General features: G+C 51.8%; 22 protein-coding genes. 15 read left to right on the forward strand and 7 right to left on the reverse strand.

What is annotated here, in order from left to right; translation table 11 throughout:
* Nucleotides 1-48: 48 nt before the first annotated feature.
* From ACO0LL_RS02935 to ACO0LL_RS02960, 6 genes are all read left to right on the forward strand, one after another.
* Complete coding sequence (locus ACO0LL_RS02935) at nt 49-1401, forward strand: ATP-binding protein (protein WP_422949680.1); 1353 nt, start codon at nt 49-51, stop codon at nt 1399-1401.
* A gap of 138 nt (nt 1402-1539) precedes the next feature.
* The gene (locus tag ACO0LL_RS02940) at nt 1540-2076 is read left to right on the forward strand and encodes a response regulator transcription factor (RefSeq protein ID WP_422949405.1); all 537 of its coding nucleotides are present in this window, start codon (nt 1540-1542) and stop codon (nt 2074-2076) included.
* A gap of 91 nt (nt 2077-2167) precedes the next feature.
* Entirely contained in the window at nt 2168-2380 is a 213-nt protein-coding gene (locus tag ACO0LL_RS02945) for a hypothetical protein (protein WP_422949406.1), read from the forward strand.
* Between the two features lie 181 nt (nt 2381-2561).
* Entirely contained in the window at nt 2562-3179 is a 618-nt protein-coding gene (locus tag ACO0LL_RS02950) for a LysE family translocator (RefSeq protein ID WP_422949407.1), read from the forward strand.
* A 215-nt stretch (nt 3180-3394) separates the two neighbouring features.
* Entirely contained in the window at nt 3395-4534 is a 1140-nt protein-coding gene (locus ACO0LL_RS02955) for an HD-GYP domain-containing protein (RefSeq protein WP_422949408.1), read from the forward strand.
* 193 nt (nt 4535-4727) lie between these two features.
* Entirely contained in the window at nt 4728-5429 is a 702-nt protein-coding gene (locus ACO0LL_RS02960) for a response regulator (protein WP_422949409.1), read from the forward strand.
* A 15-nt stretch (nt 5430-5444) separates the two neighbouring features.
* Here the strand turns inward: ACO0LL_RS02960 and ACO0LL_RS02965 are convergent, their stop codons facing one another.
* Entirely contained in the window at nt 5445-5900 is a 456-nt protein-coding gene (locus tag ACO0LL_RS02965; RefSeq protein WP_422949681.1) for an Lrp/AsnC family transcriptional regulator, read from the reverse strand.
* A 369-nt stretch (nt 5901-6269) separates the two neighbouring features.
* Between ACO0LL_RS02965 and ACO0LL_RS02970 the strand changes: the two genes are divergently transcribed.
* Together ACO0LL_RS02970 and rocF are read left to right on the forward strand one after the other, a co-directional pair.
* Entirely contained in the window at nt 6270-7349 is a 1080-nt protein-coding gene (locus tag ACO0LL_RS02970) for an ornithine cyclodeaminase (protein ID WP_422949410.1), read from the forward strand.
* A gap of 34 nt (nt 7350-7383) precedes the next feature.
* A complete protein-coding gene (rocF, locus tag ACO0LL_RS02975; protein ID WP_422949411.1) occupies nt 7384-8295 on the forward strand; it encodes an arginase in 912 nt (303 codons plus the stop codon).
* A 21-nt stretch (nt 8296-8316) separates the two neighbouring features.
* Here rocF and ACO0LL_RS02980 read toward each other — a convergent pair whose 3' ends face one another.
* Both ACO0LL_RS02980 and cadR read right to left on the reverse strand, forming a co-directional pair.
* The gene (locus ACO0LL_RS02980) at nt 8317-9384 is read right to left on the reverse strand and encodes a DMT family transporter (RefSeq protein WP_422949412.1); all 1068 of its coding nucleotides are present in this window, start codon (nt 9382-9384) and stop codon (nt 8317-8319) included.
* A gap of 36 nt (nt 9385-9420) precedes the next feature.
* Entirely contained in the window at nt 9421-9867 is a 447-nt protein-coding gene (cadR, locus tag ACO0LL_RS02985) for a Cd(II)/Pb(II)-responsive transcriptional regulator (RefSeq protein WP_422949413.1), read from the reverse strand.
* Between the two features lie 90 nt (nt 9868-9957).
* Here cadR and ACO0LL_RS02990 point away from each other — a divergent pair, with 90 nt between their 5' ends.
* The 5 genes from ACO0LL_RS02990 to ACO0LL_RS03010 all read left to right on the forward strand — a co-directional run bounded on the left by ACO0LL_RS02990 (nt 9958) and on the right by ACO0LL_RS03010 (nt 18750).
* On the forward strand, nt 9958-12225 hold the full coding sequence (locus ACO0LL_RS02990; RefSeq protein ID WP_422949414.1) for a heavy metal translocating P-type ATPase: 2268 nt from the start codon (nt 9958-9960) through the stop codon (nt 12223-12225).
* 33 nt (nt 12226-12258) lie between these two features.
* Nucleotides 12259-12627, forward strand: a complete 369-nt coding sequence (locus ACO0LL_RS02995; protein ID WP_422949415.1) for a hypothetical protein — start codon at nt 12259-12261, stop codon at nt 12625-12627.
* Between the two features lie 146 nt (nt 12628-12773).
* On the forward strand, nt 12774-14054 hold the full coding sequence (locus ACO0LL_RS03000) for a TolC family protein (RefSeq protein ID WP_422949416.1): 1281 nt from the start codon (nt 12774-12776) through the stop codon (nt 14052-14054).
* An 8-nt stretch (nt 14055-14062) separates the two neighbouring features.
* Entirely contained in the window at nt 14063-15592 is a 1530-nt protein-coding gene (locus ACO0LL_RS03005; protein WP_422949417.1) for an efflux RND transporter periplasmic adaptor subunit, read from the forward strand.
* Nucleotides 15593-15612: 20 nt separating this feature from the next.
* The gene (locus ACO0LL_RS03010; protein WP_422949418.1) at nt 15613-18750 is read left to right on the forward strand and encodes an efflux RND transporter permease subunit; all 3138 of its coding nucleotides are present in this window, start codon (nt 15613-15615) and stop codon (nt 18748-18750) included.
* A gap of 77 nt (nt 18751-18827) precedes the next feature.
* Here ACO0LL_RS03010 and ACO0LL_RS03015 read toward each other — a convergent pair whose 3' ends face one another.
* The 4 genes from ACO0LL_RS03015 to ACO0LL_RS03030 form a co-directional block, all read right to left on the reverse strand.
* Nucleotides 18828-20261: an NAD(P)(+) transhydrogenase (Re/Si-specific) subunit beta gene (locus ACO0LL_RS03015; RefSeq protein WP_422949419.1), complete on the reverse strand. Its 1434-nt coding sequence runs from the start codon at nt 20259-20261 to the stop codon at nt 18828-18830.
* Nucleotides 20261-20584, reverse strand: coding sequence for an NAD(P) transhydrogenase subunit alpha (locus ACO0LL_RS03020; RefSeq protein WP_162040008.1), 324 nt, complete (start codon nt 20582-20584; stop codon nt 20261-20263). The genes ACO0LL_RS03015 and ACO0LL_RS03020 overlap by 1 nt, the downstream gene beginning before the upstream one ends.
* A gap of 83 nt (nt 20585-20667) precedes the next feature.
* A complete protein-coding gene (gene panD, locus ACO0LL_RS03025) occupies nt 20668-21033 on the reverse strand; it encodes an aspartate 1-decarboxylase (protein ID WP_110255112.1) in 366 nt (121 codons plus the stop codon).
* Nucleotides 21034-21092: 59 nt separating this feature from the next.
* Nucleotides 21093-22208 (reverse strand): Re/Si-specific NAD(P)(+) transhydrogenase subunit alpha, encoded by a 1116-nt coding sequence (locus ACO0LL_RS03030; protein WP_422949420.1) that lies wholly within the window; start codon nt 22206-22208, stop codon nt 21093-21095.
* 453 nt (nt 22209-22661) lie between these two features.
* Between ACO0LL_RS03030 and ACO0LL_RS03035 the strand changes: the two genes are divergently transcribed.
* Both ACO0LL_RS03035 and mnmA read left to right on the forward strand, forming a co-directional pair.
* Entirely contained in the window at nt 22662-23153 is a 492-nt protein-coding gene (locus ACO0LL_RS03035; protein WP_422949421.1) for an NUDIX hydrolase, read from the forward strand.
* The gene (gene mnmA, locus ACO0LL_RS03040; protein WP_422949422.1) at nt 23150-24247 is read left to right on the forward strand and encodes a tRNA 2-thiouridine(34) synthase MnmA; all 1098 of its coding nucleotides are present in this window, start codon (nt 23150-23152) and stop codon (nt 24245-24247) included. The genes ACO0LL_RS03035 and mnmA overlap by 4 nt, the downstream gene beginning before the upstream one ends.
* The last annotated feature ends 126 nt before the right edge of the window (nt 24248-24373 follow it).

Here is a 24373-nt window from a genome sequence, read left to right on the forward strand (position 1 = left end):
TGATCTGTTAGCATGCACTAAAAAGCACAATAACGGGACATGGCAAGCATGATAAGAAAAATACTTCCTCATAGCATCGGGCAAGGCATAGTGGCAAAAACCGCAACAAAAATCCCAGAAAAACAGTCTGCTATTGCGATAGAGTACGAAAACTCGGCAGGTCACAAGAACATGTTGCAGCTTATACAGCTGCGATGGCTTGCCGTGTTTGGTCAGTTATCAACCATATTGATCGTCATGTTTGGCTTTGGCATACAGTTGCCTCTGGTCAAAATGCTGGCCGTGCTGATCTGTCTGATAGGTTTTAATATTGCCAGCCATTTACGCTGGCACGAACGCGTGTATGTGACCAATGGCGAACTGGTTTTTGCCTTGTTGATCGACGTATTCAGCCTGACGGCACAGTTGTATTTCGGCGGCGGCACGTCGAATCCATTTGCTTTTCTGTATCTGCTGCAAGTGATTTTAAGTGCGGTCTTGCTGGAAGCCTGGTCCACCTGGATCATCGTCATCATCACCAGTGCCTGCCTGGCCGGACTATCGCTCTTTTCTGAACCCTTGCCTTTGCCATCCAGTGAAACTGGCGGCTTATCGCGCTTGTATATCGCTGGCTTCATTATTTGCTTCATGCTCAATGCTGCCCTGCTGGTTTTCTTTATCACCCGCATAGGCCGCAACCTGCATGCGCGGGATGTTCAACTGGCCGACCTGCACCAGCGTGCTGTGGAAGAAGACCACATCGTGCGTATGGGCCTGCTGGCCTCTGGCGCAGCACATGAACTGGGGACACCGCTGGCAACGCTGTCTGTCATCCTGGGTGACTGGCGACGCATGCCGGAGTTCAAGAAAAACCCTGAGTTGCTCGAAGAAATCAGCGAAATGGAAACGCAGTTGCAGCGCTGTAAAAGCATCGTCAGCGGCATCCTGCTATCTGCCGGGGAAGCACGCGGTGAATCTGCACTCAAAACCACGATCAACACCTTCCTGAATGATCTGACCAAGGAATTTATCTTGACCCGCTATATCGTCTCATTTGGTTTCGACAATCAGATTCAGGAAGATATCCCCATCGTCTTTGATACTGCCTTGAAGCAAATGGTCTGTAATGTGCTCGATAATGCATTGGAAGCTTCGCCTGACTGGCTGAGCATGGAAGCCAGGCGCGAAGGCGATGCACTGATATTTACGGTTGTCGATCGTGGGCCTGGTTTCGACCCGGCCATCCTGTCACGCATAGGAGAGCCGTATCAATCGACCAAGGGCCGTCCAGGCAGCGGGCTGGGGTTATTTTTCGTCGTCAATGTGGCGCGCAAACTGGGTGGTCATTTCACCGCATCCAACCGCGAAGATGGCGGTGCCATCGTACAATTGAGTCTGCCGCTTTCGTCGATCATGCTTTAGGAACCTCAGATTAAGCAGATTTGTTCCGGTAAGAAAATCAATAAAAACTTTACAATGTCACAAGAGCTGGAATAGTTTGGATGGCCGCTCTGCTCCACCTCAACGAAATACAGCGTTAACTTCAGGAATTGTTTCACTATGCCAGAAAGTCGTCTGTTACTCATTATCGAAGACGATACTGCTTTTGCCCGCACACTGGGCCGCTCGTTTGAGCGGCGCGGCTATACCGTGCTGCACGCAAGCAGCAAGGAAGATGCTGAAAAACTATTATCAAACCATAGCCCTGCTTACGCCGTGGTTGACCTGAAGCTCAATGGCCATTCATCGGGCCTGGCCTGCGTACAGCTTTTGCATCAGCACAATCCCGATATGCTGATCGTCGTGCTGACAGGTTTTGCCAGCATTGCGACTGCCGTGGAGGCAGTCAAACTGGGCGCATGCCAATACTTGTCCAAACCGTCCAACACCGATGATATCGAAGCAGCCTTTGGACATATCGCTGGCACGGCAGAGGTAGAAATTACCAATCGCTCTACGTCCATCAAGAATCTGGAGTGGGAAAGAATTCACGAAGTACTGGCTGAGACTGACTTTAATATTTCTGAAACAGCCCGAAGGCTGGGCATGCACAGACGTACGCTGGCGCGTAAGCTTGAAAAACAAAGAATCAAGTAAATTACTGATCTGTTATTTTTGAGCAAACACAGTAAATACCTGCCTCACCGTGTTTACTCTATAATCCGCCCTTCAACTGAAAGGAAACACCATGAAAATGCGCATCAAAAGACGCCATCTGAATTTTGGACGCTTGTACAATCACCAACTGGCTGCTGTGCTTGAAGCTGCATTTGAAGAATTCAAAAGCAATTTCAGCGAGCAAGGCGCATCCATCACCGAGTCTATAGACTCTTTGCAAGACCTGGGCGCCAGCTACCGTCATTTCAAGAAATTTGCCCTGCGTTTTGCCAAGGCACATTAATCTTTGCAGTCTCTGCAGGAGCGGCTTTGGCCGCGAACAGCCCGCGCAATAAGGCCAGTTCGCGGCTTTAGCTGCTCCTGCACTATCCCCCTTCTTTGCCTGTTACGCAAAAATCTGTATCCCTGCCGCTGTACGTTTTAACCGTACAATTTCTTCTCCTGGCACACACAGAGTTCTCTCCATGAAACTGTATCCCTTATTCCTGCTGATGGCAGCAGCCACCGTATTGAGCCCCGGCCCTGGCGTGGTCATGACGCTGACGAATGCCTTGCGCTATGGCATGCGTGGCACTTTTGGCGGCATCCTGGGCATCGCTTTTGGTGCGCTGATTGTCGCTGCAATTTCTGCGACCAGCGTGGGTGTCGTGCTGGCTGTATCGGCTACCGCATTTACCGTACTCAAGCTATTGGGTGCGGCTTATCTAATTTTCCTGGGTATCAAGCTCTGGCGCGCTCCGGCTTTCCGTTTCACGGAAGGTAATGCCCATGAAGCCAGCTTCAAGAAGCGTTTCATGGAAGGCCTGTCTTTGCAGATGACCAACCCCAAGGCGATATTCTTTTTCCTGTCGGTATTCCCGCAATTCATAGACCCGGCCATGAGCTATGGCCTGCAGTTTGCCGTACTGGTCATGACTTATAGTGGCCTGATCGTCATCATCCATAGCAGCTATGCAATTTTTGCCGGACGCGCCAAGACCTGGCTGACATCAGAAAAAGGCGGTTCCTATATGAATAAAATAGGTGCTGCCACCTTCGTATTTTTTGGTTGTGCCCTGGCGGGTGCGAAACGCACGGTATAAGTAAGCCCCCCTCAAGAGCACGGCGTTCTTCCCAAGCGTCACAAGATTGCTGTGCACTGCACAAGCACAAGTACCGCGCTGCAAAGCAGCAACGGATTCATCCATTCTTGACATTTGATAACAAGTACGGACAAAGAATTCTGCTAGGATAAATGCGTGTTCAGGGTACTCCGGCAAGCTTCATTTCCCCGCATCATTCACCGTCCGAGGTGTGCATGTCAACCAGACGCATAGGGATGTCTGACATCGTCATAGGCCAGGCCTTGCCATGGGATGTATATGGTAATGATGGCAGCCTGCTGTTGCGCAAGGGCTTTATAGTCACCCATGCCGGACAGGTATCGGCTCTGGTGGAACGCGGCCTGTTCGCCGATACCGGCAAATCCGAGGGTGGCATGCGCGATGGCAAAGCGGCAGAGAAAGCCAGTGAAGCCCCTTCTGTTGTGCGCACCATCAACGCAGTGCGCACAGAATTGCGCAGGCTGGTTTATAACCTCAATACCGAAGCCGATGTACAAGCCCAGCTTATCTCCCTGACCAAAAAAATGGGCGCAGCCGTCTTCATGGCACCTGATGTAGCGCTGGGTTGTATTTTGCTGAATCCGGATGAGAACTATGGGCCCAGGCATTCTGTCGATACTGCCGTGGTATCACTGCTGATTGCTCGTACGCTCAAAAAATCTGCCGATGAAATGCTCTTGCTGGCAGCCGCTGCGCTGACCATGAATGTGGCCATGCTGAGGCAGCAGGAAAAGCTGCAAGAAAAAAGCGAAACCCTGAATGCATCAGAACAGGAATTAATTTCACAGCACCCTGAAGCCGGGGTCGCCATGCTGCGTGCCGCCGGGGTAAATAATGAAGACTGGCTGTCCTGGGTCTTGCATCATCATGAGAGTGAGGATGGCACAGGTTACCCTGCCGGTAAAACCGGGGCAGATATCCCGCAAAACGCCAAGATTATTTCACTTGCTGACCGCTACTGCGCCCGCGTCTGTGCACGCAGCTATCGCAAGTCCATGCTGCCAAATGCGGCATTGCGCGACATCCTGGTGGAAGGCAAATCCAAGATAGACCCGATGCTGGTCACTGTGTTCATCAAGGAGCTGGGTACCTACCCGATAGGCACTTTCGTCAGGCTGGAAAGTGGTGAAACTGCCGTGGTGACAGGTAAAGGCGAGACCACGACGACACCTTATGTGCATGCATTGCTGGGGCCGCGTGGCACACCATTGTCGATCCCATTGCGCCGTGATACGGCAAAACCTCTGATGGCAATACGCGAAGTTTTGCACCGCGACCAGGTATCAGTCAAATTTACCATGCGTCATTTGTGGGGCGATATTGCCCGCTTATGAATATCCCCATCATGCTCGTGCCAGCCAAATAACGATTGCTTCATTCACCGGAATTTAAGTCGCCAATATCATGAATAATGACCTCCCTTAGTCTGAAAAAATCAATGAAGAAGATAGCTTTGAAGAGCTTAATCAAGCAGACTATCGCAGTCTGGTATATCTGTACTTTTCAGATGTTGATGCAGGCCAGCAATTGGCCGCTACGCTGGAACTGTATCATCATGAAGTCGTCTGCTTTGATGAGGCCAATGAATTACAATCCGCCATCATGGTCAGGATGCCGCAGGCCCTGGTCGTGGATGTGGATAGCCCTGCCGGAATGGCGACCCGCAAGAAAATTGCCAACCGCGTCATCAGCAACTTCCCCATCATTTATATTTCAGAGATGGACGATTTTACACAACGCCTGGCGGCTGTCAGAGAAGGCGCGGCGGGCTACTTTCTCAAGCCTCTCGACGTGGAGGCATTAAGCGCCAAGATAGATGAAAAAATCGCCAGGAATGAAGTGCTGGCTTATCGCATACTCGTCGTAGATGACGATGAATTGCTGGCCAGTTATTACGATGCCATACTCAGCAGCGCTGGCATGCATGTGAAAGCCATCAATGATCCCAGTGAAATTCTGGAGTCACTGAAAAAATTCAAGCCTGAACTGGTGCTGACGGACTTGAACATGCCCGTCTGCAATGGCCTGGAAATGGCGCAGATCATCCGGCAAAACAATCGCTACATTGACATCCCCATCGTCTTTCTATCGACAGAAATACAAAAGGAAATGACCGCCATAGAAACCGGGGCAGACGATTTTCTCGGTAAACCCATAGACCCGGAAAAACTGATTTCAACTATCGCCAGCAGGGCAGAACGTTATCGCAATCTGCGCAAGCAAAGGTGAGCAAGTTCAAATTCATCAATCTATCGGCAACCCGCTGACCGGTTTGATTTCTTCCATGCAAATCATGGAACGCAAGGAGGCAACACCAGGCACCTGCATCAGGGTGTCGGTCAGGAATTGAGACAGGCTTTTCAAATCGCTGGCCACCACTTTGAGGATGTAATCAAAGTCACCGGAAATGGTGTGGCATTCTATGATTTCAGGAAAAGCCTTCAATTGCCGCTCTACCTCACGCACATTGCGAAATTGTTCACGGTCCAGCGACAGGTTCACAAATGCCATCACACCGAGACCCAGCGCCTCAGGGGCAACCTGCGCGACATAGGAACGTATCACCCCTTTTTCTTCGAGAGTCCTGACCCTGCGCAGGGTCTGTGGCGCCGACAAATGTATGCGCTCAGCCAGGCTTAAATTACTCATGCGTCCATCTTGTTGCAAATGTCGCAAGATACTGCGGTCATACACGTCCATATTCATCCCCCGGCTTTACCCTGATTTTCAGGATATTTTGTCATCTTCATTAAATGAGAAATTAAAACACACTAATTATTAATATATGAAACTTAATTTCTATTTACATGAAATTTACATCTTATTTAGCAATCTATTTCTTTTCCCGGCTGGCTACAATGGTAACCAGAATACATAGCACAACAGGTGCGCAAGAGCCTGATGCGAAATGGGTCTGGTGGATTTTCAGGACATCACTCTTCTTTGAAAGAGTGAATGGAAGTCTCGCAACATCAGGAAAACCAGGGTGATTTCGCAATAGCCTCTGAAATGTGTTCCCGCAAGTCCCTATATATAAATACTGTAAATACGGTAAACACGGAGAACATCATGGTGACCTTCATCGGCACAAAAGAATTGCAAAACCACTTGAAGAAGACCAGGCTCGAAGATGCCATTGCGCGTCTGGCTGGCATGATCAAGGAGGATTATTTGCGCTGGCAGTCATTCGACAAGTCTGCAAGGGTAGCCAATCACTCAGACGTGGGTGTCATAGAGCTGATGCCTATTTCTGATGGTAGCCAATACTCATTCAAATACGTCAATGGCCACCCAAAAAACACCCAGGCTGGTTTACTGACGGTAACTGCCTTTGGTGTACTGGCAGACGTAAATACTGGTTACCCTCGCCTGCTGTCAGAACTGACACTGACAACTGCCATACGCACTGCTGCCACCTCTGCTCTGGCAGCGACTTACATGGCCAGGCCAGACAGCCGCGTCATGGCCCTGATAGGCAATGGTGCGCAAAGTGAATTCCAGGCAGTGGCTTTTCATGCCATGCTGGGCATCAAAGAGTTGCGCGTATATGACATAGACCCTGCAGCAACCGACAAATTAATTCATAATTTGCGTATGTATCCAGAATTACGTGTCATACGTGCCAGTTCCACTGCCGAGGCAGTCAAGGGCGCGGACATCGTAACCACGGTGACAGCAGACAAAACCAATGCCATCATACTGACGCCGGACATGATAGAACCCGGCATGCACATCAATGGCGTAGGTGGCGATTGCCCAGGCAAGACAGAATTGCATGCAGATATTTTGAATAATGCCCATGTGGTGGTGGAATATGAACCGCAATCCCGCATAGAAGGTGAATTGCAGCAAATGCCGGCAGACTTCAAAGTGACTGAGCTGTGGACTATCCTGGCAGGTAATGCCACAGGCCGCAGCCATGCTGAGCAAGTCACAGTATTTGATTCTGTCGGTTTTGCGCTGGAAGATTTTTCTGCCATGCGTTATCTTGAAAAATATGTCATGCAAGCCAATTCACCGGTGCTGGATCTGATCCCTGAAATGATGAACCCGAAAGACCTGTTTGGTATGGGAATGGCAGCAACAAGCAGCAATGTTGCCAGCCCTGCCCGTAGCAATACAGATTGTGCAGTACCAATAAACGCCTGAAGTCTATCCTGACAGGGCATTACACTAGAAACGAATGAAAACCATTTCCTTAATTGGAGCGCCTACCGATGTAGGCGCAAGCGTCAGAGGCGCGGGCATGGGGCCCGACGCATTACGTGTGGCGGGCCTGAACGAGGCTTTGACGGCACGCGGCTTGAAAGTTATCGACCATGGCAATTTGCATGGTCCGGCCAATCCCTGGGAACAACCAGTAAATGGCCTGCGCCACCTGAAAGAGGCGATAGACTGGAACCAGGCCGTGTATGACGCCGTCGATAAGGCCTTGCAGGATGGCCACATGCCCATGATGCTCGGTGGTGATCATTGTCTCGCGATAGGTTCCATCAGCGCGGTGGCAGCTCACTGCCGCCGCGTTGGCAAGAAACTGCGCGTCCTGTGGTTTGATGCGCATGCCGACAGCAATCTGTCGACCATCAGCCCTACTGGCAATATCCATGGCATGCCTGTCGCCTGCCTCATGGGTCATGGTCCAAAGGAATTGATCAACTATAGCGGCCAGACGCCAGCCATACAACCGACTGACATACGCCTGATAGGCATACGCAGCGTCGATGATGGTGAGCGCAAGTTCATTCATGAAATGGGCATGCAGGTTTTCGACATGCGTTACATCGATGAATATGGCATGCGCAATGTCATGTCTTCCGTGCTGGCGAATCTGGACAGCAATACCCATCTGCATGTGAGCTTTGACCTGGACTGCCTGGACCCCGGCATCGCCCCTGGCGTAGGTACGGCAGTGCTAGGCGGCCCCAGCTACCGTGAAGCACAGCTGTGCATGGAAATGATTGCCGACACTGGCTTAATGGCATCGCTGGATGTAGTAGAACTGAACCCTGCCCTCGATGTACGCAACCAGACTGCGGTGCTGGCAGTTGATTTGATCGAAAGCCTGTTTGGCAAATCAACGCTGGTCAGGATGTAAGACCGAAAAGAATATGCATCATTAGTGTACGTGCTGATGATGCATATCCGGATAATGCGGATGTTTGTGCCTTATTGGATGGTGCTGGTGCTGATGTACATGCGGTTCGGTGCCATCCCAGCCAGTATCATGTTCATGCTGGTGGTGCAGGTCATGCGTATGCTCATGCGTATGCTGCAAAGCTTCGTGATCATGTTCGTGTTCATGGTTTTCGCTCAGATGCAGCCAGATACCCGCCCCCATCAAAACAGCTGCCAGCCAGAACATGCTGCCGGGCTGTTCGCTCAACAAGAGTAAAGACATGGCTGTGCCGACAAAGGGTGCCGACGAAAAATACGCCCCGGTGCGTGCCGCCCCCAAATGCCGCAGCGCCAATACAAACATCACCAGGCTAAGACCATAACCAGAAAACCCGATCATGCCAACCGACAACAAGGTATAACCGTGCGGCAGTTTGTACCCGTATAACAAGGCAATGCTGAGATTGACAGTACCGGCAACCAAACCCTTGATACCGGCAATTTGCAAGGCATCGCTGGCCGCCACCTTGCGGGTCAGATTATTGTCAATGGCCCAGCACAGGCAGGCCGCCATGATCGCCAGAGCGCCCCAGGGCACGCCCAGTACAGGCGCTTGTTCCCAGGATAAAAGTAGACCTGCCACCACGATCAACAGCATGCCCAGAAAGATGCGCCGGTCAAAATTTTCTTTGAAAACAAACCAGGCCAGCATTGCTGTCAACACGCCTTCCATATTCAGCAACAGCGACGTCGTGGAAGCTGGAGTCAGCGTCAAGCCCACCATCAGCAATACTGGCCCTGCTATACCGCCGGTAAGAATGGCAGCAGCAAGCCAGGGTAAATCTGGCCGGGTGAGTGGCACAAATTGATCCTGCCTGTGATGAAAAATGGCGGCGCGTAAAATAAAAATCAACAGCAAACCCAGGCCACTACCCAGATACAAGATACCCGCCAGCATGACTGGGGCAATATCCGTCACCATGGTTTTGGCGAATGGCGTGCTGATGCCAAACAGGGCAGCTGCCAGCAATGCGTAAACAACACCTTTGTGTATCAAATGGCTTTTCATACAATTTTTTTAATCTGGCAAATATCAAAATCGCTATCAATGACAGCCGCTACCGTGGCTACCCAGATTACGCACCGGATGTTCTTCTACCGTACCCAGGTTCTGCAAAATACCGCAATCCTTTGTTGCCTGCGCACTGGTGCATAACTTGCGCAGGGACTTTAACTGAGACTCTAGTCCCTTCAATTCCCTGATGCGGTGTGCAACATGCTCGATATGCTTGTCGAGCAAGGCATTTACTTCTGAACAATTATCCTCAGGCGCATCGCGGAACTGCAATAGCTGACGTATTTCATCCAGCGTCATATCCAGAGAACGGCAATGTCGTATGAATTGCAGGCGCTCTGCATGCATTTCGCCATACAGACGAAAATTGCCCTGTGAACGGCTGGCCTGCGGCAACAAGCCCTCTTTTTCATAGTAGCGTATGGTTTCTACCAGGCAACCGGAGCGTTTTGCCAATTCGCCAATTTTCAATTCCATTTGTATGCCTCTATCATTTAAATCTAGTGCTTGACTCTATACCTGCTACAGGGTGTCTAATGCTCACTATACCTCTTTTCCGGAGTCAGCATGGCGCATCAACATCAACACGATCATTCAGGGCACGACCATGGACACAGCCATGAGCCAGCGCACAAGCATGCCCACAGTTGTTGTGATCACGGTGACGTCAAAGTAGCGCCGGAGAATGAAAAGCCTATAGCCGCACCTGCCGGTACATCGACCGTAGTGTATTCCATAGAAAACATGGATTGCCCGACAGAAGAAGGCTTAATACGAAATAAGCTAAGCCCCATGCCCGGCATAGCCCAGCTTGATTTCAATCTCATGCAACGCAAACTGACGGTCAGCCATACACTGGAAGACCAGGCAAAGATACAGTCCGTGCTGACTTCCATAGGCATGCAGGCCGTGCTGTTAAGCGAAGATGGCAAAGACAATGAGGATGCCGTCGCAACCCCGCCAGCAAACCCTGCACAAAAGTGGTGGTTGCTGGGAGTTGCCGGGCTGGCTGCAATATTCGCCGAAACCTATGCCTACATCAGCGGCGCAGAAAAAGCCTGGCCCGTGATGCTCTTGTCTGCGATGGCGATACTGCTGAGCGGCACCAGCACCTATAAAAAAGGCTGGATAGCACTGAAGAACCTGAACCTCAACATTAATGCCCTGATGACGATTGCCGTCACTGGTGCGCTGATCATAGGTCAATGGCCAGAGGCTGCCATGGTCATGGTCTTGTTCAGTCTGTCAGAAGCCATAGAAGCAATGTCGCTGGACCGCGCCCGCAATGCCATACGCGGCCTGATGGCCATGACGCCAGAAACGGCCAGCGTCTTGCAAACAGATGGTAGCTGGCAGGATGTTGCGGCCAAAACTATCGCCATAGGCGCTACGGTAAGGGTTGCTCCGGGTGAACGCATCCCGCTCGATGGTGAACTCAGCAAGGGCCAATCCTCAGTCAACCAGGCTCCCATCACGGGCGAGAGCATACCGGTTGCCAAGACAATCGGTGACAAGCTGTTTGCCGGCACCATCAATGAAACCGGTTCTTTTGAATACCGTGTCACTGCTGCACAAACTGACTCCACCCTGTCACGCATTATCCATGCTGTTGAAGAAGCGCAAGGCAGCCGCGCACCTACACAACGTTTTGTTGACAGCTTTGCCAAGGTATATACACCCATCGTGTTTGTACTGGCGTTGGGCGTCATGTTCATCCCTCCGCTGCTGCTGGGGCTGCCATGGATGGTGTGGGTGTACAAGGCATTGGTCTTGCTGGTGATTGCCTGCCCATGTGCGCTGGTTGTCTCTACCCCGGTGACTGTAGTCAGCGGGCTGGCGGCAGCGGCCAAGGCAGGTATACTCATCAAAGGTGGCGTGTATCTGGAAGAAGGACGCAAGCTGAAGTCGCTGGCGCTGGATAAAACCGGCACCATCACCCAGGGAAAACCTGTTGTCACTGATGTCAAACTGCTCAACGGTGACCAGGCCATGGCATTGCAACTGGCAGCCAGCCTGGCGGGTCGATCTGATCATCCGGTGTCAGGCGCGGTGACTGCCTATTCGACAATTCAAGGCAGCACCTCATTGGAAGTCCTTAACTTTGAGGCGATTGCAGGCCGTGGCGTCAAAGGCCAGATAGCGGGTAAATGGTATTACCTCGGCAATCATCGTCTGATAGAAGAACTCAAGATTTGCAGCCCGGCTACCGAAGCTGCGCTGTTTGCGCTGGAAGCGGAAGGCAAGACAGTCGTCATCATTGCCGATGAAGAAAAGGCCTTGGCGGTAATCGCCGTGGCAGATACTGTGCGTGAAAGCAGCCGTCAGGCAATTGCAGAATTACATGCGCTGGGCATACGCACTGTCATGCTGACCGGTGATAATGAAATGACTGCAAAAGCCATCGCAAAAAATGTGGGCATTGATGATGCACGTGGCAATCTGCTGCCGGAAGACAAACTCGCCGCCATCAAGGACGAACTTGCGAATCACGGCACAGTCGGCATGGTCGGCGATGGTATCAATGATGCACCCGCACTGGCCAAATCCAGCATAGGCTTTGCCATGGGTGCAGCAGGTACCGATACAGCCCTGGAAACTGCAGACGTCGCCCTGATGGATGACGACTTGCGCAAGATCCCGCAATTCATCCGCTTGAGCCAGCGCACTGCGGCCATACTGAAACAGAATATTGCGCTGGCACTGGGTATCAAGCTGGCCTTCCTGGTCATGGCAGTCATGGGTGTAGCAACGCTGTGGATGGCGGTATTTGCTGATATGGGTGCAAGCCTGCTGGTGATTTTTAACGGTTTGCGATTAGTCCGTCGCCTGAAATAATGACAATGTACTTTAGGGTTTATAATTCGCACCATGCTTAAAAAGTTCATCCTCATGATCATCGTCGCTTTCACTCTCCAGCTAAGCTGGTCGGTGGCGAGTGCGTATTGCATGCATGAGACGGACAAGACTTCGCAACACTTTGGTCATCACCCGCATGAGCATGAAGCGCAATATGGCGAAACGCATACAGATAAATCTGCAGACAAGTCAACGGCAAAAAAAGCAGCGTCCCACCCAGATTGCGCGTCGTGCGCGCATAGCCCACTGGGTGCGTATTCATCCAATCTGCCGCTGACAGAATCGACGCTGATCACCTATCAACTCACTGCAGCATCACTGCAAACTCCAGCGCCTTTTCTGGCGCAACCTGAACGTCCCAAATGGATGGCTTTCGCCTAAGTCCGGCGAGGCATCTGTCTATATTCATTTCTTTGTTTTTGTGTTTCGTCACGTATTTTCTTGCGTGCCGTATAAGGCATTTCCAAAGCTAGAAACTTGACAGCTACTTGCTGGATTCTTCCTTTTCGTTTTTTCAGGAGAATGCCATGCAAAAATTATTCTTGCCACTCGCTTTAGTGGCTGTACTACTGTGTTCCATGCTGTTTCCAGCATCAGCACAGACACAAAACCCATCGTCCTCTGCCAATGCTGGCGTGATCACCCTGCCTACAGCAATAGCGCAGGCGCTTGCCAATAACCCTGACATCGCTGCAGTCAGGCATGAAGTGCAAGCCAGTGACGGCGCTTTGCGCCAGGCTGGTGTTATGCCAAATCCAGAACTGTCAGTCCTCATGGAAGATGTCAGGCAAGACAGCCGCAGCACCACCATACAAATCAATCAGCCTCTGGAACTGGGCGGCAAACGCGGTGCGCGCATCAGTGTCGCCGAGCGTAGCCGTAGTCTTGCATTGAATGAACTGGCGATCAAATCAGCCGAGATCAGGGCAGCAGTCACCACGCAGTTTTTTGCCGTACTGATAGCGCAAGAACGCCAGCGTTTGGCGACAGTGTCGCTGGAACTGGCACAACGTGCCAGCCATGCTGCCGGCCGTCAGGTCAGTCTCGGCAAAATCCCGCCACTGGAAGCCACCCGGGCAGGCATTGCCGAATCTGGCGTGCGTGTAGAGCTTGCACAAGCCAATAGTGAATTGCTGATAGCCAAGCAAGGTCTGGCAACAGCCATGGGCAGCAAGCTGGCTACTGATCTGCAATTGCAGGCAGAATTCCATACCCTGCCCGCCTTGCCCGACTTGCAAAAACTGACGCAAGCCCTGGCACGATCACCATTGATGCAACGCGCACAACTGGAAGTGGACAAACGCCTCGCCATATCTGCGCTGGAAAAAAGCAGGCAAGTCCCTGACCTGACTTTAAGCATAGGCAACAAGCGTGAACAGCAAACTGGTCGCAACCAGGCCATAGTCGGCATCAGCATCCCATTGAGTCTGTTTGACCGTAACCAGGGCAATTTGCAGGAAGCACTGAGCCGCGCAGACAAGGCCAGGGATGAATTGACAGCCACAGAAAACCGCCTGCATGGCGAGATACTGCAAGCCCATCAACGCCTGAGCCTGGCCAGGGAAGAAGCCGAGATGCTGAAGAAAGACATGCTGCCCGGTGCGCAGCAGGCTTATGAACTCGCCATCAAGGGCTTTGAATACGGCAAGTTCAATTTCATGGATGTGCTGGATGCCCAGCGTTCATTACTGCAAGCCAGGGCGCAATACTTGCGCAGCCTGTCAGAAGCCCAGCGCGCCGCGGCGGATATCGAGGCTTACATAGGTGAAAGTGAGTTCAGCCTGTTCACCGCCACCTCTACATTTTAGGATTTTGTATGAAACTGAATATCAATAAAAAAACTGCCGTGCCAGTCATCATCGTCATCCTCATCGGCGCAATATTGGCTGCACTGATATTGAGCACAGGAAAATCGAAAAAAACTGATGAACATGGCAGCCATGCAGAGCAGGCTGAGCATGCCGACAAGGAACATCACGACGAAGCCAGTGAAGCCGAGGCTGCCGCCAAAGGCCCGCATGGCGGCAAGCTGTTCAGCAAGGATGGCTATGGGTTGGAAGTGACTATTTTCGAACAAAACACGGCGCCGAAATTTCGCCTGTATGCCTACCAGGATGGCAAGCAGCTGCCGCCTGCCACCACTACGGTCACCATCAATCTTGAACGTCTGGGCGGGGCAGTACAAAACTTTAAGTTCAGCACAGAGAAAAATTATCTGAAAAGCGATGCCATTGTCGAAGAACCGCATTCCTTCAAAGCCAGTATCACAGCGCAGCATGCGGGCAAGAGCTATCAGTTCAATTATGAACAGATAGAGGGCCGCGTCAGCATGAATGCCTTGAAGCGCAAGCAAAATGGCGTGGAGACAGAAATAGCAGGCGCAGTGAAACTGCAAAGCAATCTGAATTTACTGGGTGAAGTACGATTGAACGAAGACCGCATGCTGCAAATCGTGCCGCGCCTCGCAGGTGTGGTGGAAAGCGTGGCAGTGAATGCCGGTGACAAGGTCAGCAAGGGTCAGCTACTGGCAGTGATATCCAGCCAGGCCCTGGTCGATTTGCGCACCGAAGTGCTGGCAACACAAAAACGCCATGCACTGGCACGCAGTAATTTTGAGCGCGAGAAAAAACTCTGGGAAGAAAAAATCTCAGCCGAACAGGATTATCTGCATGCCCGCAATGCCATGCAGGAAGCCGACATCACCCTGCAAAATGCGCAGCAAAAACTGGCGTCCCTGGGTGCAGGTATGGCTACAAAGGGTAATCTGAACCACTATGAAATCCGTTCACCTATCGCAGGCACAGTGACCGAAAAGCATATCAGCATAGGCCAGTCACTCAAGGATGATGCTGCCATCTTTACGGTAGCGGACCTCAGCAGTGTCTGGGTAGAAATCGCGATACCTGCCAAGGATCTCAACAATGTCAGGACAGGCCAGAGCGCCAAAGTCAGCGCCAACGCTTTTGACGCAACGGCAGAAGGCAAGCTCAGCTACGTAGGTGCCGTCATGGGCGAACAAACCCGCACGGCCAAAGCACGCTTGCTGCTGCCCAATACCAAAGGTGCATGGTATCCAGGCCTGACCGTGAATGTGGCCCTGTTGTCGGCCGAAGTGGAAGTACCGGTTGCGATAGTCAATGAAGCCATACAAATCATTGATGAACAAGCCACGGTGTTTGCCAGCTATGGCGATCAACTGGAAGCCAGGCCGGTGGAACTGGGCCGCAGTGATGGCAAGTACACAGAAATACGCAAGGGCTTGCAGGCAGGGACAGCCTATGTCGCGAAGAACAGTTTCCTGATCAAGGCTGAGTTGGGCAAAGCTGCCGCCAGTCATGAACACTGAGAGCATGAGGAAAATACATCATGTTTGAAAAAATCATACAATTTTCGATAGCGCAGCGCTGGCTGGTCATCATGGCAACGCTGGCGCTGGCAGCACTGGGCATTTTCAGTTACCAGCGCCTGCCGATTGATGCCGTACCGGACATCACCAATGTCCAGGTACAGGTCAATACCACGGCCCCTGGCTACTCACCACTGGAGGCTGAGCAACGCATCAGCTTTCCCATAGAAACCGTGATGGCAGGCCTGCCTAACCTGCAACAGACGCGTTCACTGTCACGCTATGGTTTGTCGCAAGTGACTATCATATTCAAGGATGGCACCGATATTTACTTTGCCCGCCAACTCGTCAATGAACGCATACAGGAAGCCAAGGGCAAGCTGCCAGCAGGCATAGAACCCGGCATGGGGCCTATCTCCACCGGCCTGGGCGAGATCGTCATGTGGACAGTCGAGAGCAAGGAAGGTGCACTCAAGGCTGACGGCCAGCCCTACACGGCCACCGACCTGCGTGAAATACAGGACTGGATAGTCAAACCACAACTGCGCAATGTTGCAGGCGTGACTGAGATCAATACCATAGGTGGTTATGCCAAGGAATTCCTGGTTGCACCATCGCCAGAAAAACTGGTGGCACATGGCCTGAGCTGGCAAGATGTCGTCACCGCACTGGAAAAAAATAACGGCAATGTCGGCGCTGGCTACATAGAAAGACGTGGCGAACAATACCTCGTCAGAGCACCGGGGCAACTGGCGTCCATGGATGACATACGCAATGTCGTCGTAAATACCCAAAAAAATATTCCTGTGCGTATCAGCGATATCGCCGAAGTCAGCATAGGCCGTGAATTGCGTACTGGTGCTGCGACAGAAAATGGCCGTGAAGTCGTGCTCGGAACGGTGTTCATGCTAATCGGTGAAAACAGCCGCAAGGTATCGCAGGATGTGGCAAAAAAACTGGCTGAAATTAACCGCAGCCTGCCGCCCGGCATTGTTGCCAGCACGGTATATGACCGCACCGTGCTGGTCGATAAGGCCATCAATACGGTAAAGAAAAACCTGCTGGAAGGTGCAGTACTGGTGATTGCCATCCTCTTTTTGTTTTTGGGGAATATACGTGCAGCCATCATCACCGCCATGGTGATACCGCTGGCGATGCTGTTCACGTTTACCGGCATGGTCGGCAATAAGGTCAGTGCCAATCTCATGAGCCTGGGTGCGCTGGATTTTGGCATCATCATCGATGGTGCAGTGGTCATCGTCGAGAATTGCGTGCGCAGGCTGGCTCATGCACAAGCGGCTGCCGGACGCACGCTGAACCGCAGTGAACGCCTGCAGGAAGTTTTCGCTGCTGCCAGAGAAGCCCGCCGCCCCTTGCTGTTTGGCCAGTTGATCATCATGGTGGTTTACCTGCCTATCTTTGCGCTGACCGGCGTCGAAGGCAAGATGTTCCACCCCATGGCATTTACCGTGGTTGCTGCCTTGATTGCAGCAATGGTCTTGTCGATGACTTTCATCCCTGCGGCTGTTGCCCTGTTCATCGGTGAACACGTTAGCGAAAAAGAAAACCGTTTGATGCTGTGGGCCAAACAACTCTATCAACCCATGCTGGACTTTGCCCTGCAAAGCAAGGCGCTGGTCTTGAGCATCGTTGTGGTGGTACTAGCCTTGAGTGGCTTGCTGGCCAGCCGCATGGGCAGTGAATTTGTCCCCAGCCTGAATGAAGGCGATATCGCCCTGCATGCCATGCGTATACCCGGCACCAGCCTGAGCCAGGCTTTGCAAATGCAGATAGAACTGGAGCATGTGATACGCACTTTCCCTGAAGTCGATAAAGTCTTTGGCAAGCTGGGTACGGCAGAAATAGCGACAGACCCCATGCCGCCAAATGTGGCTGACACCTTCATCATGCTCAAGCCACAAGCGCAATGGCCAGACCCCAAGCGCAGCAAGGATGATCTGGTAGCGGCCATACAGGAAGCAGTCGAAAAAGTGCCAGGTAATAATTATGAATTTACCCAGCCCATACAAATGCGCTTCAATGAACTGATCTCAGGTGTGCGCAGCGACGTCGCGATCAAGGTGTTTGGTGACGACATGGATATCATGAACCGCACCGGCGAGCAGATTGCCAGAGTGCTGGAAAAAATCCCCGGTGCTGCCGATGTCAAGCTAGAGCAAACCACCGGCCTGCCGATGTTGAGCATCAACATCAACCGTGAAAAAGCGGCCAGGCTGGGCTTGAATATCAGCGATGTGCAGGACGTGATTTCCTCAGCGATAGGTGGCAAGGAATCTGGCACCCTGTTCCAGGGTGACCGCCGTTTCGATATCGTCGTGCGTTTGCCAGAAAATGTGCGCAGCGATATCGACGCCATCAAGCGTCTGCCTATACGTTTGCCGAATGTATCAAATGCACAAAATGGAGCAGCCAGTTTCATTACCCTGGCGGACCTGGCAAGCATAGACATGGCACCCGGCCCAAACCAGATCAGCCGTGAAGATGGCAAGCGCCGCGTCGTCGTCACCGCCAATGTACGTGGCCGCGACATCGGTTCTTTTGTGAAGGAAGCGCAGGAACAGCTGGCACAGAAAGTCAAAGTCCCAACGGCTTACTGGACTACCTGGGGCGGCACGTTCGAGCAATTGCAGTCGGCATCACAACGCCTGCAAATTGTTGTACCTGCTGCCTTGCTAATGGTGTTCATGTTGTTGTTTGCCATGTTTGGCAATATCCGGGATGGCCTGCTGGTATTTACAGGCGTGCCATTTGCCCTGACAGGCGGCATCGTCGCCCTGTGGTTGCGTGATATACCGCTATCGATTTCAGCCGGCGTAGGCTTTATCGCCCTGTCTGGCGTTGCGGTACTGAACGGCCTGGTGATGATTGCCTATATACGCAGCCTGCGTGAAGAAGGCATGGCATTGGACAAGGCCATCCAGCAAGGTGCATTGACACGCCTGCGCCCGGTGTTGATGACGGCACTGGTAGCCTCGCTGGGCTTTATCCCGATGGCGCTGGCGACAGGTACAGGAGCTGAAGTGCAGCGGCCACTGGCGACGGTGGTGATAGGCGGCATACTCTCATCAACCCTGCTGACCTTGCTGGTGCTGCCTTTGCTGTATCAACTGAGCCATCGCAAGACAGATAAACCGTAATCCAGGTTAAAACAAAATGCCCGGAAGCGAATATCGCTCCCGGGCATTTTTTATACAACTCAGCTTGGTTCAGCTAATTACTCAACAGCCTTCACCATATCTTCAATGACTTTCTTGGCATCGCCAAACACCATCATGGTTTTATCCATGTAGAACAGTTCATTGTCCAGACCTGCATAGCCAGAAGCCATGGAGCGCTTGTTGACGATAACGGTCTTGGCTTTGTAGGCTTCCAGGATAGGCATGCCAGCGATAGGAGATTTAGGATCTTTTGCCGCAGGATTAACCACGTCATTTGCACCCAATACCAGCACCACATCTGCCTGAGCAAATTCGTTGTTGATGTCTTCCATCTCGAACACCTGGTCATAAGGCACTTCAGCTTCTGCCAGCAAGACATTCATGTGACCCGGCATGCGCCCTGCCACAGGGTGAATTGCGTACTTGACCGTAATACCCTTGTGCGTCAGTTTTTCTGTCAGTTCTTTCAGGGCATGCTGGGCACGGGCAACTGCCAGGCCATAACCAGGAACGATAATGACAGTTTCTGCATTACCGAGCAGGAAAGCCACGTCATCAGCAGAACCTGACTTGACGTTACGTTGTGCCTGGCCGCCTGTAGCAGCAGTAACCGCTTCGCCACCAAAACCACCCAAAAGCACGTTGAAGAAAGAGCGATTCATCGCCTTGCACATGATGTAAGACAGGATGGCACCAGAAGAACCCACCAGCGAACCGGCAATGATGAGCATGGAGTTATTCAGCGAAAAGCCGATACCTGCAGCAGCCCAGCCAGAATAGCTGTTCAGCATAGACACCACCACCGGCATGTCAGCACCACCGATAGGGATGATGATGAGTACACCCAGCACGAAGGCCAAAGCCGTCATGATGATGAAAGGTATCCAGCTTTGCGTGACGCAGAAGGCAATACCGCAACCGAACATGGCAATTGCCAATACCAGGTTCAACTGGTGCTGGCCGCTGAAGCTGACGGGCGCGCCCTGGAACAGACGGAACTTGTACTTGCCCGACAATTTACCAAAGGCGATGACAGAACCAGAGAAAGTAATCGCACCGACAAAAGTACCGATAAACAACTCCAGACGGTTACCGAAAGGTATAGGCTGGTCTCTTGCGACGATATTGAATACCCATGGTTCAGACACAACTGCCACGGCGATACACACCGCTGCCAGGCCGATCAATGAGTGCATCGCTGCGACCAGTTCCGGCATCTTGGTCATCTCTACGCGTTTGGCCAGCGTTGCACCTATGCCGCCACCAACGATAACGCCAATGGCAACCAGGCCATAGCCCAGACCTGCACCGGCGCTTTCGTTTTTCAGCTTTACGATGAGGGCGATGGTGGTCGCGACTGCGATTGCCATACCTATCATGCCAAAGCTGTTACCACGACGGGCAGTGGAAGGATGGGACAAACCTTTGAGGGCCTGGATAAAGCAAACGGATGCGATCAGATACAGCATCGTTACCAGATTCATGCTCATTATTTGCCCTCCTTGTCAGCATGGGCAATGGCCTTGGGCTCTTTTTTCTTGAACATTTCCAGCATCCTCTGGGTAACCAGAAAACCACCGAAAACATTCACTGCCGCCAGTGCCACGGCTGCTGTGCCCATGACCTGGGCCAGCAGACCTTCGGTCAGACCGGCGGCCAGCATGGCACCGACGATGATGATGGCAGAAATGGCATTGGTCACCGCCATCAAAGGCGTGTGCAGGGCTGGTGTTACTGTCCACACCACATGGTAACCGACATAAATTGCCAGCACGAAGATGATGAGATTGGTAAGGGTATGACTAACTTCCATGATGTCCTCTCTTTAATTGGATTGAGACATGCAAATCGAGACATGAGCAAGCAGAGCTTTACAAACTGCCTGCCCTGCCTGGGTTATTTATACTCTTTGATACTGGTGATCTGATTCTTGCCATTCACGAAAACGACATTCGGTTTATACGCTTTTGCTTCTTCTTCTGTCATCGGCGCATAGGTACAGATAATCATCAAATCGCCCAGTTGTACGCGGCGGGCTGCAGCGCCATTGAGTGAAATTTCACCGCTACCACGTTTGCCCTTGATGGCATAGGTGGAAAAGCGTTCACCGTTGTTGACGTTATACAGCTCTATCTGTTCGTTTTCGATGATGTTGGCAGCGTCGAGCAGATCTTCATCTATACCGCACGATCCTTCGTAGTGCAGGTCACACTGGGTTACAGTTGCGCGATGAATTTTGGCGCGGAGCATATTTCTTTGCATGGTCTTTCTACTTTCTGATACTGATTGCTAAAAACTTTAAAACCTTAAAACTTTTTATTCTATTTCTTCAGGACTTCACCACCTGAGCAAACCAGGGTGGCAGCGACGATTTCATCTTCACGGTTAATCGCCAGCGCAGCATCCTTGTCGATGATGAGCTTCAAAAAGTCCAGCACATTACGTGCATACAGGGCCGAGGCATCAGCCGCCACCAGGGTTGCCAGGTTAGGCTCGCCGATGATGTGTACGCCGTATTTGGTGACGGTCTTGTTGAGTTCAGACAAGGGGCAATTGCCGCCCTGCTCCACCGCCATATCGACGATGACTGAGCCCGGCTTCATGGCTTTTACTGTCTCTTCCGAAATCAGGATAGGTGCCTTGCGGCCAGGGATCAGGGCCGTGGTGATGATGATGTCGGCCTGCTTGGCACGTTCATGCACGAGAGCGGCCTGTCTTTCCATCCACGCTGCTGGCATGGGGCGGGCATAGCCGCCTACGCCTTTGGCGATCTCGCGTTCTTCATCTGTTTCATAGGGCACGTCGATAAACTTTGCGCCCAGGGATTCAACCTGTTCCTTGACGGGCGGGCGTACATCCGACGCTTCAATCACTGCACCAAGACGCTTGGCTGTGGCAATCGCTTGCAGACCGGCTACACCTACGCCCATGATCAACACGCGTGCGGCCTTGACCGTGCCCGCCGCCGTCATCAGCATGGGCATGAAGCGCTGGTAGGTATTGGCGGCCAGCATGACAGCCTTGTAACCGGCGATATTGGCTTGTGAAGACAAGACGTCGAGCGACTGCGCACGGGTAATGCGCGGTGCAGCTTCGAGTGCAAATGCGGACAGGCCGTGTGTGGCCATGGCCGCAATATTGTCTGCGTCAAAAGGATTGAGCATGCCAACCAGCACCGTGCCTGACTTCATCAGGGCACGTTCTTCTGCATTGGGGGCACGTACTTTCAAGACCAGTTCAGCGCCCAGTGCATCGGCAGCAGTAGCAATTTCCGCACCGGTAGCCTGGTAGGCCTCGTCAGTAATACTGGACGCTACGCCTGCACCAGACTGCACGATCACCTGGTGTTTGGCGGCGACATATTTCTTGATGGTTTCTGGGGTTGCCGCTACACGCGTCTCCCCCGGCCGTGACTCGGCGGGTATGCCGATTTTCATAGATTTGCTCCCTTTTTTAGTGTGAATATTGGTGTATCAATTTCGTGCTGAAAAGGCCAAGGGCAAGCTCTGACCGTTCCATTATTTTTTTGCTGATGCGGGTCACTAGTTTTCTTACCCGAATCTTACATTTGATATTCGACAACGATATTACACGCAAAATGTTTTTTAGCACAACCGTTCACTTTTTTGTGTTTTCTGCAAATTTCTTTAAAGAATCATGCTGATGAAGCCTTACGGACATCTATAAAACTAAATTATTTCCTTTAAAAACAGTCACTTGACACTAAAATCAAAAACTGTACAAGTTTGGTGCAAAATCAAAATACGTTGAAAGCCTAAAAATAAGCAGGCATAGATAAATTACGCATTAGCTAATTCGCTTTCAAATTTGCTGGTTTGCCACACAAAATTTGACGGCAAAGTAAAATGTCGGACTTACTGAGAGAAGCCATGTCTGCCATTTGGAAACCATCCGTCACTGTAGCCGCAATTATTGAGCGCGACCAACAGTTTTTCTTGATTGAAGAAGAAACACCTGATGGTGTACGCATCAACCAGCCCGCCGGGCATCTGGACCCTGATGAAAGCCTGATCCAGGCCGTCATCCGCGAAACCCTGGAAGAAACTGCGCACGACTTCACACCGACCGCATTGACAGGTACTTACCTGTCGCGCTTCATTTCACCCAAGACTGGTGAAGAAGTCACTTATCTGCGCTTTGCGTTTACCGGCGAACTGGGTCAAGTACATGACCGCGCCCTCGACGACGGCATCTTGCGCACCGTGTGGATGAGTTACGAGGAGATCGTGGCGGCGCAGGACAGGCATCGCAGCCCTCTGGTGATGCAATGCATAGATGATTATTTGCAGGGCAGGCGCGCGCCGCTGTCCCTGTTGTTTACCCATCCAAGCGTACTTGGAAACTTGGAACCGCAAAAATGAGCAAGAAAAAAGTAGTGATAGGCATGTCTGGTGGAGTGGATTCTTCCGTCTCGGCATGGCTGCTGAAAGAGCAAGGCTATGAAGTCATCGGCCTGTACATGAAAAACTGGGAAGATGACGACGATTCAGAATACTGCTCTACCCGTGAAGACTGGATAGATGCCGTCAGCGTTGCCGACGTCGTTGGCGTTGATATTGAAGCCGTCAATTTTGCCAGCGAATACAAGGACCGTGTCTTTGCCGAGTTCCTGCGTGAATACCAGGCTGGCCGCACACCGAACCCGGATGTGCTGTGCAATGCCGAAATCAAGTTCAAGGCCTTTCTTGACCATGCCATGAAGCTGGGTGCCGATTACATCGCCACTGGCCACTATGCCCGCGTGCGTGAAATGAATGGCCAGTTCCAGTTGATGAAAGCCATGGATGCCAGCAAGGACCAGAGCTACTTCCTGCACAGGCTGAACCAGAAGCAACTGGCAAATACCCTGTTCCCACTTGGTGAAATCCAGAAGACTGAAGTGCGCAAGATCGCTGAGCAATTGCAATTACCGAATGCGAAGAAAAAAGACTCGACTGGCATCTGCTTTATCGGTGAACGCCCTTTCCGCGAATTCCTGAACCGCTACCTGTCGTATAAACCAGGCAATATCCAGACACCTGAAGGTGAAATCATAGGTCAGCATGTGGGCCTGAGTTTTTATACTCTGGGTCAGCGCAAAGGCATAGGCATAGGCGGCATCAAATCGCATCAGAACGCCGATGGCAGCAGTGATGCATGGTATGTGGCGAAAAAAGATGTGGAAGCCAATACCCTGTACGCAGTGCAGGGCCATGATCATCCGTGGCTATTGTCTGCTGGTCTGGAAGCCGGGCAAGTCAGCTGGGTGGCGGGCGAAGCACCGCAAGCCGGTGAGCTGTCTGCCAAGACCCGTTACCGCCAGCCTGATGTGGCTTGCCATTTCAGCGGTGACAGTGAGCGTTTTCAACTGGACTTCCCTCAAGCACAATGGGCAGTCACGCCTGGGCAGTCTGCAGTTTTGTATGATGGCGATGTTTGCCTGGGTGGCGGAATCATTGATCTTGCCAGCCGCTAAGCCATTTTGCTATTAAGCAATCGCTACTTTGCGATCGCCAAAAGACTGAATGCCCACATGCCTGTGGGCATTTTTTACCGTTTGGTAAATAACTGAATAGTTTCAATTCATGTTATGAAGTGACTG

Source organism: Undibacterium sp. TC4M20W (genome assembly GCF_049340245.1).
In the GTDB taxonomy this organism is placed as follows: domain Bacteria; phylum Pseudomonadota; class Gammaproteobacteria; order Burkholderiales; family Burkholderiaceae_D; genus Undibacterium.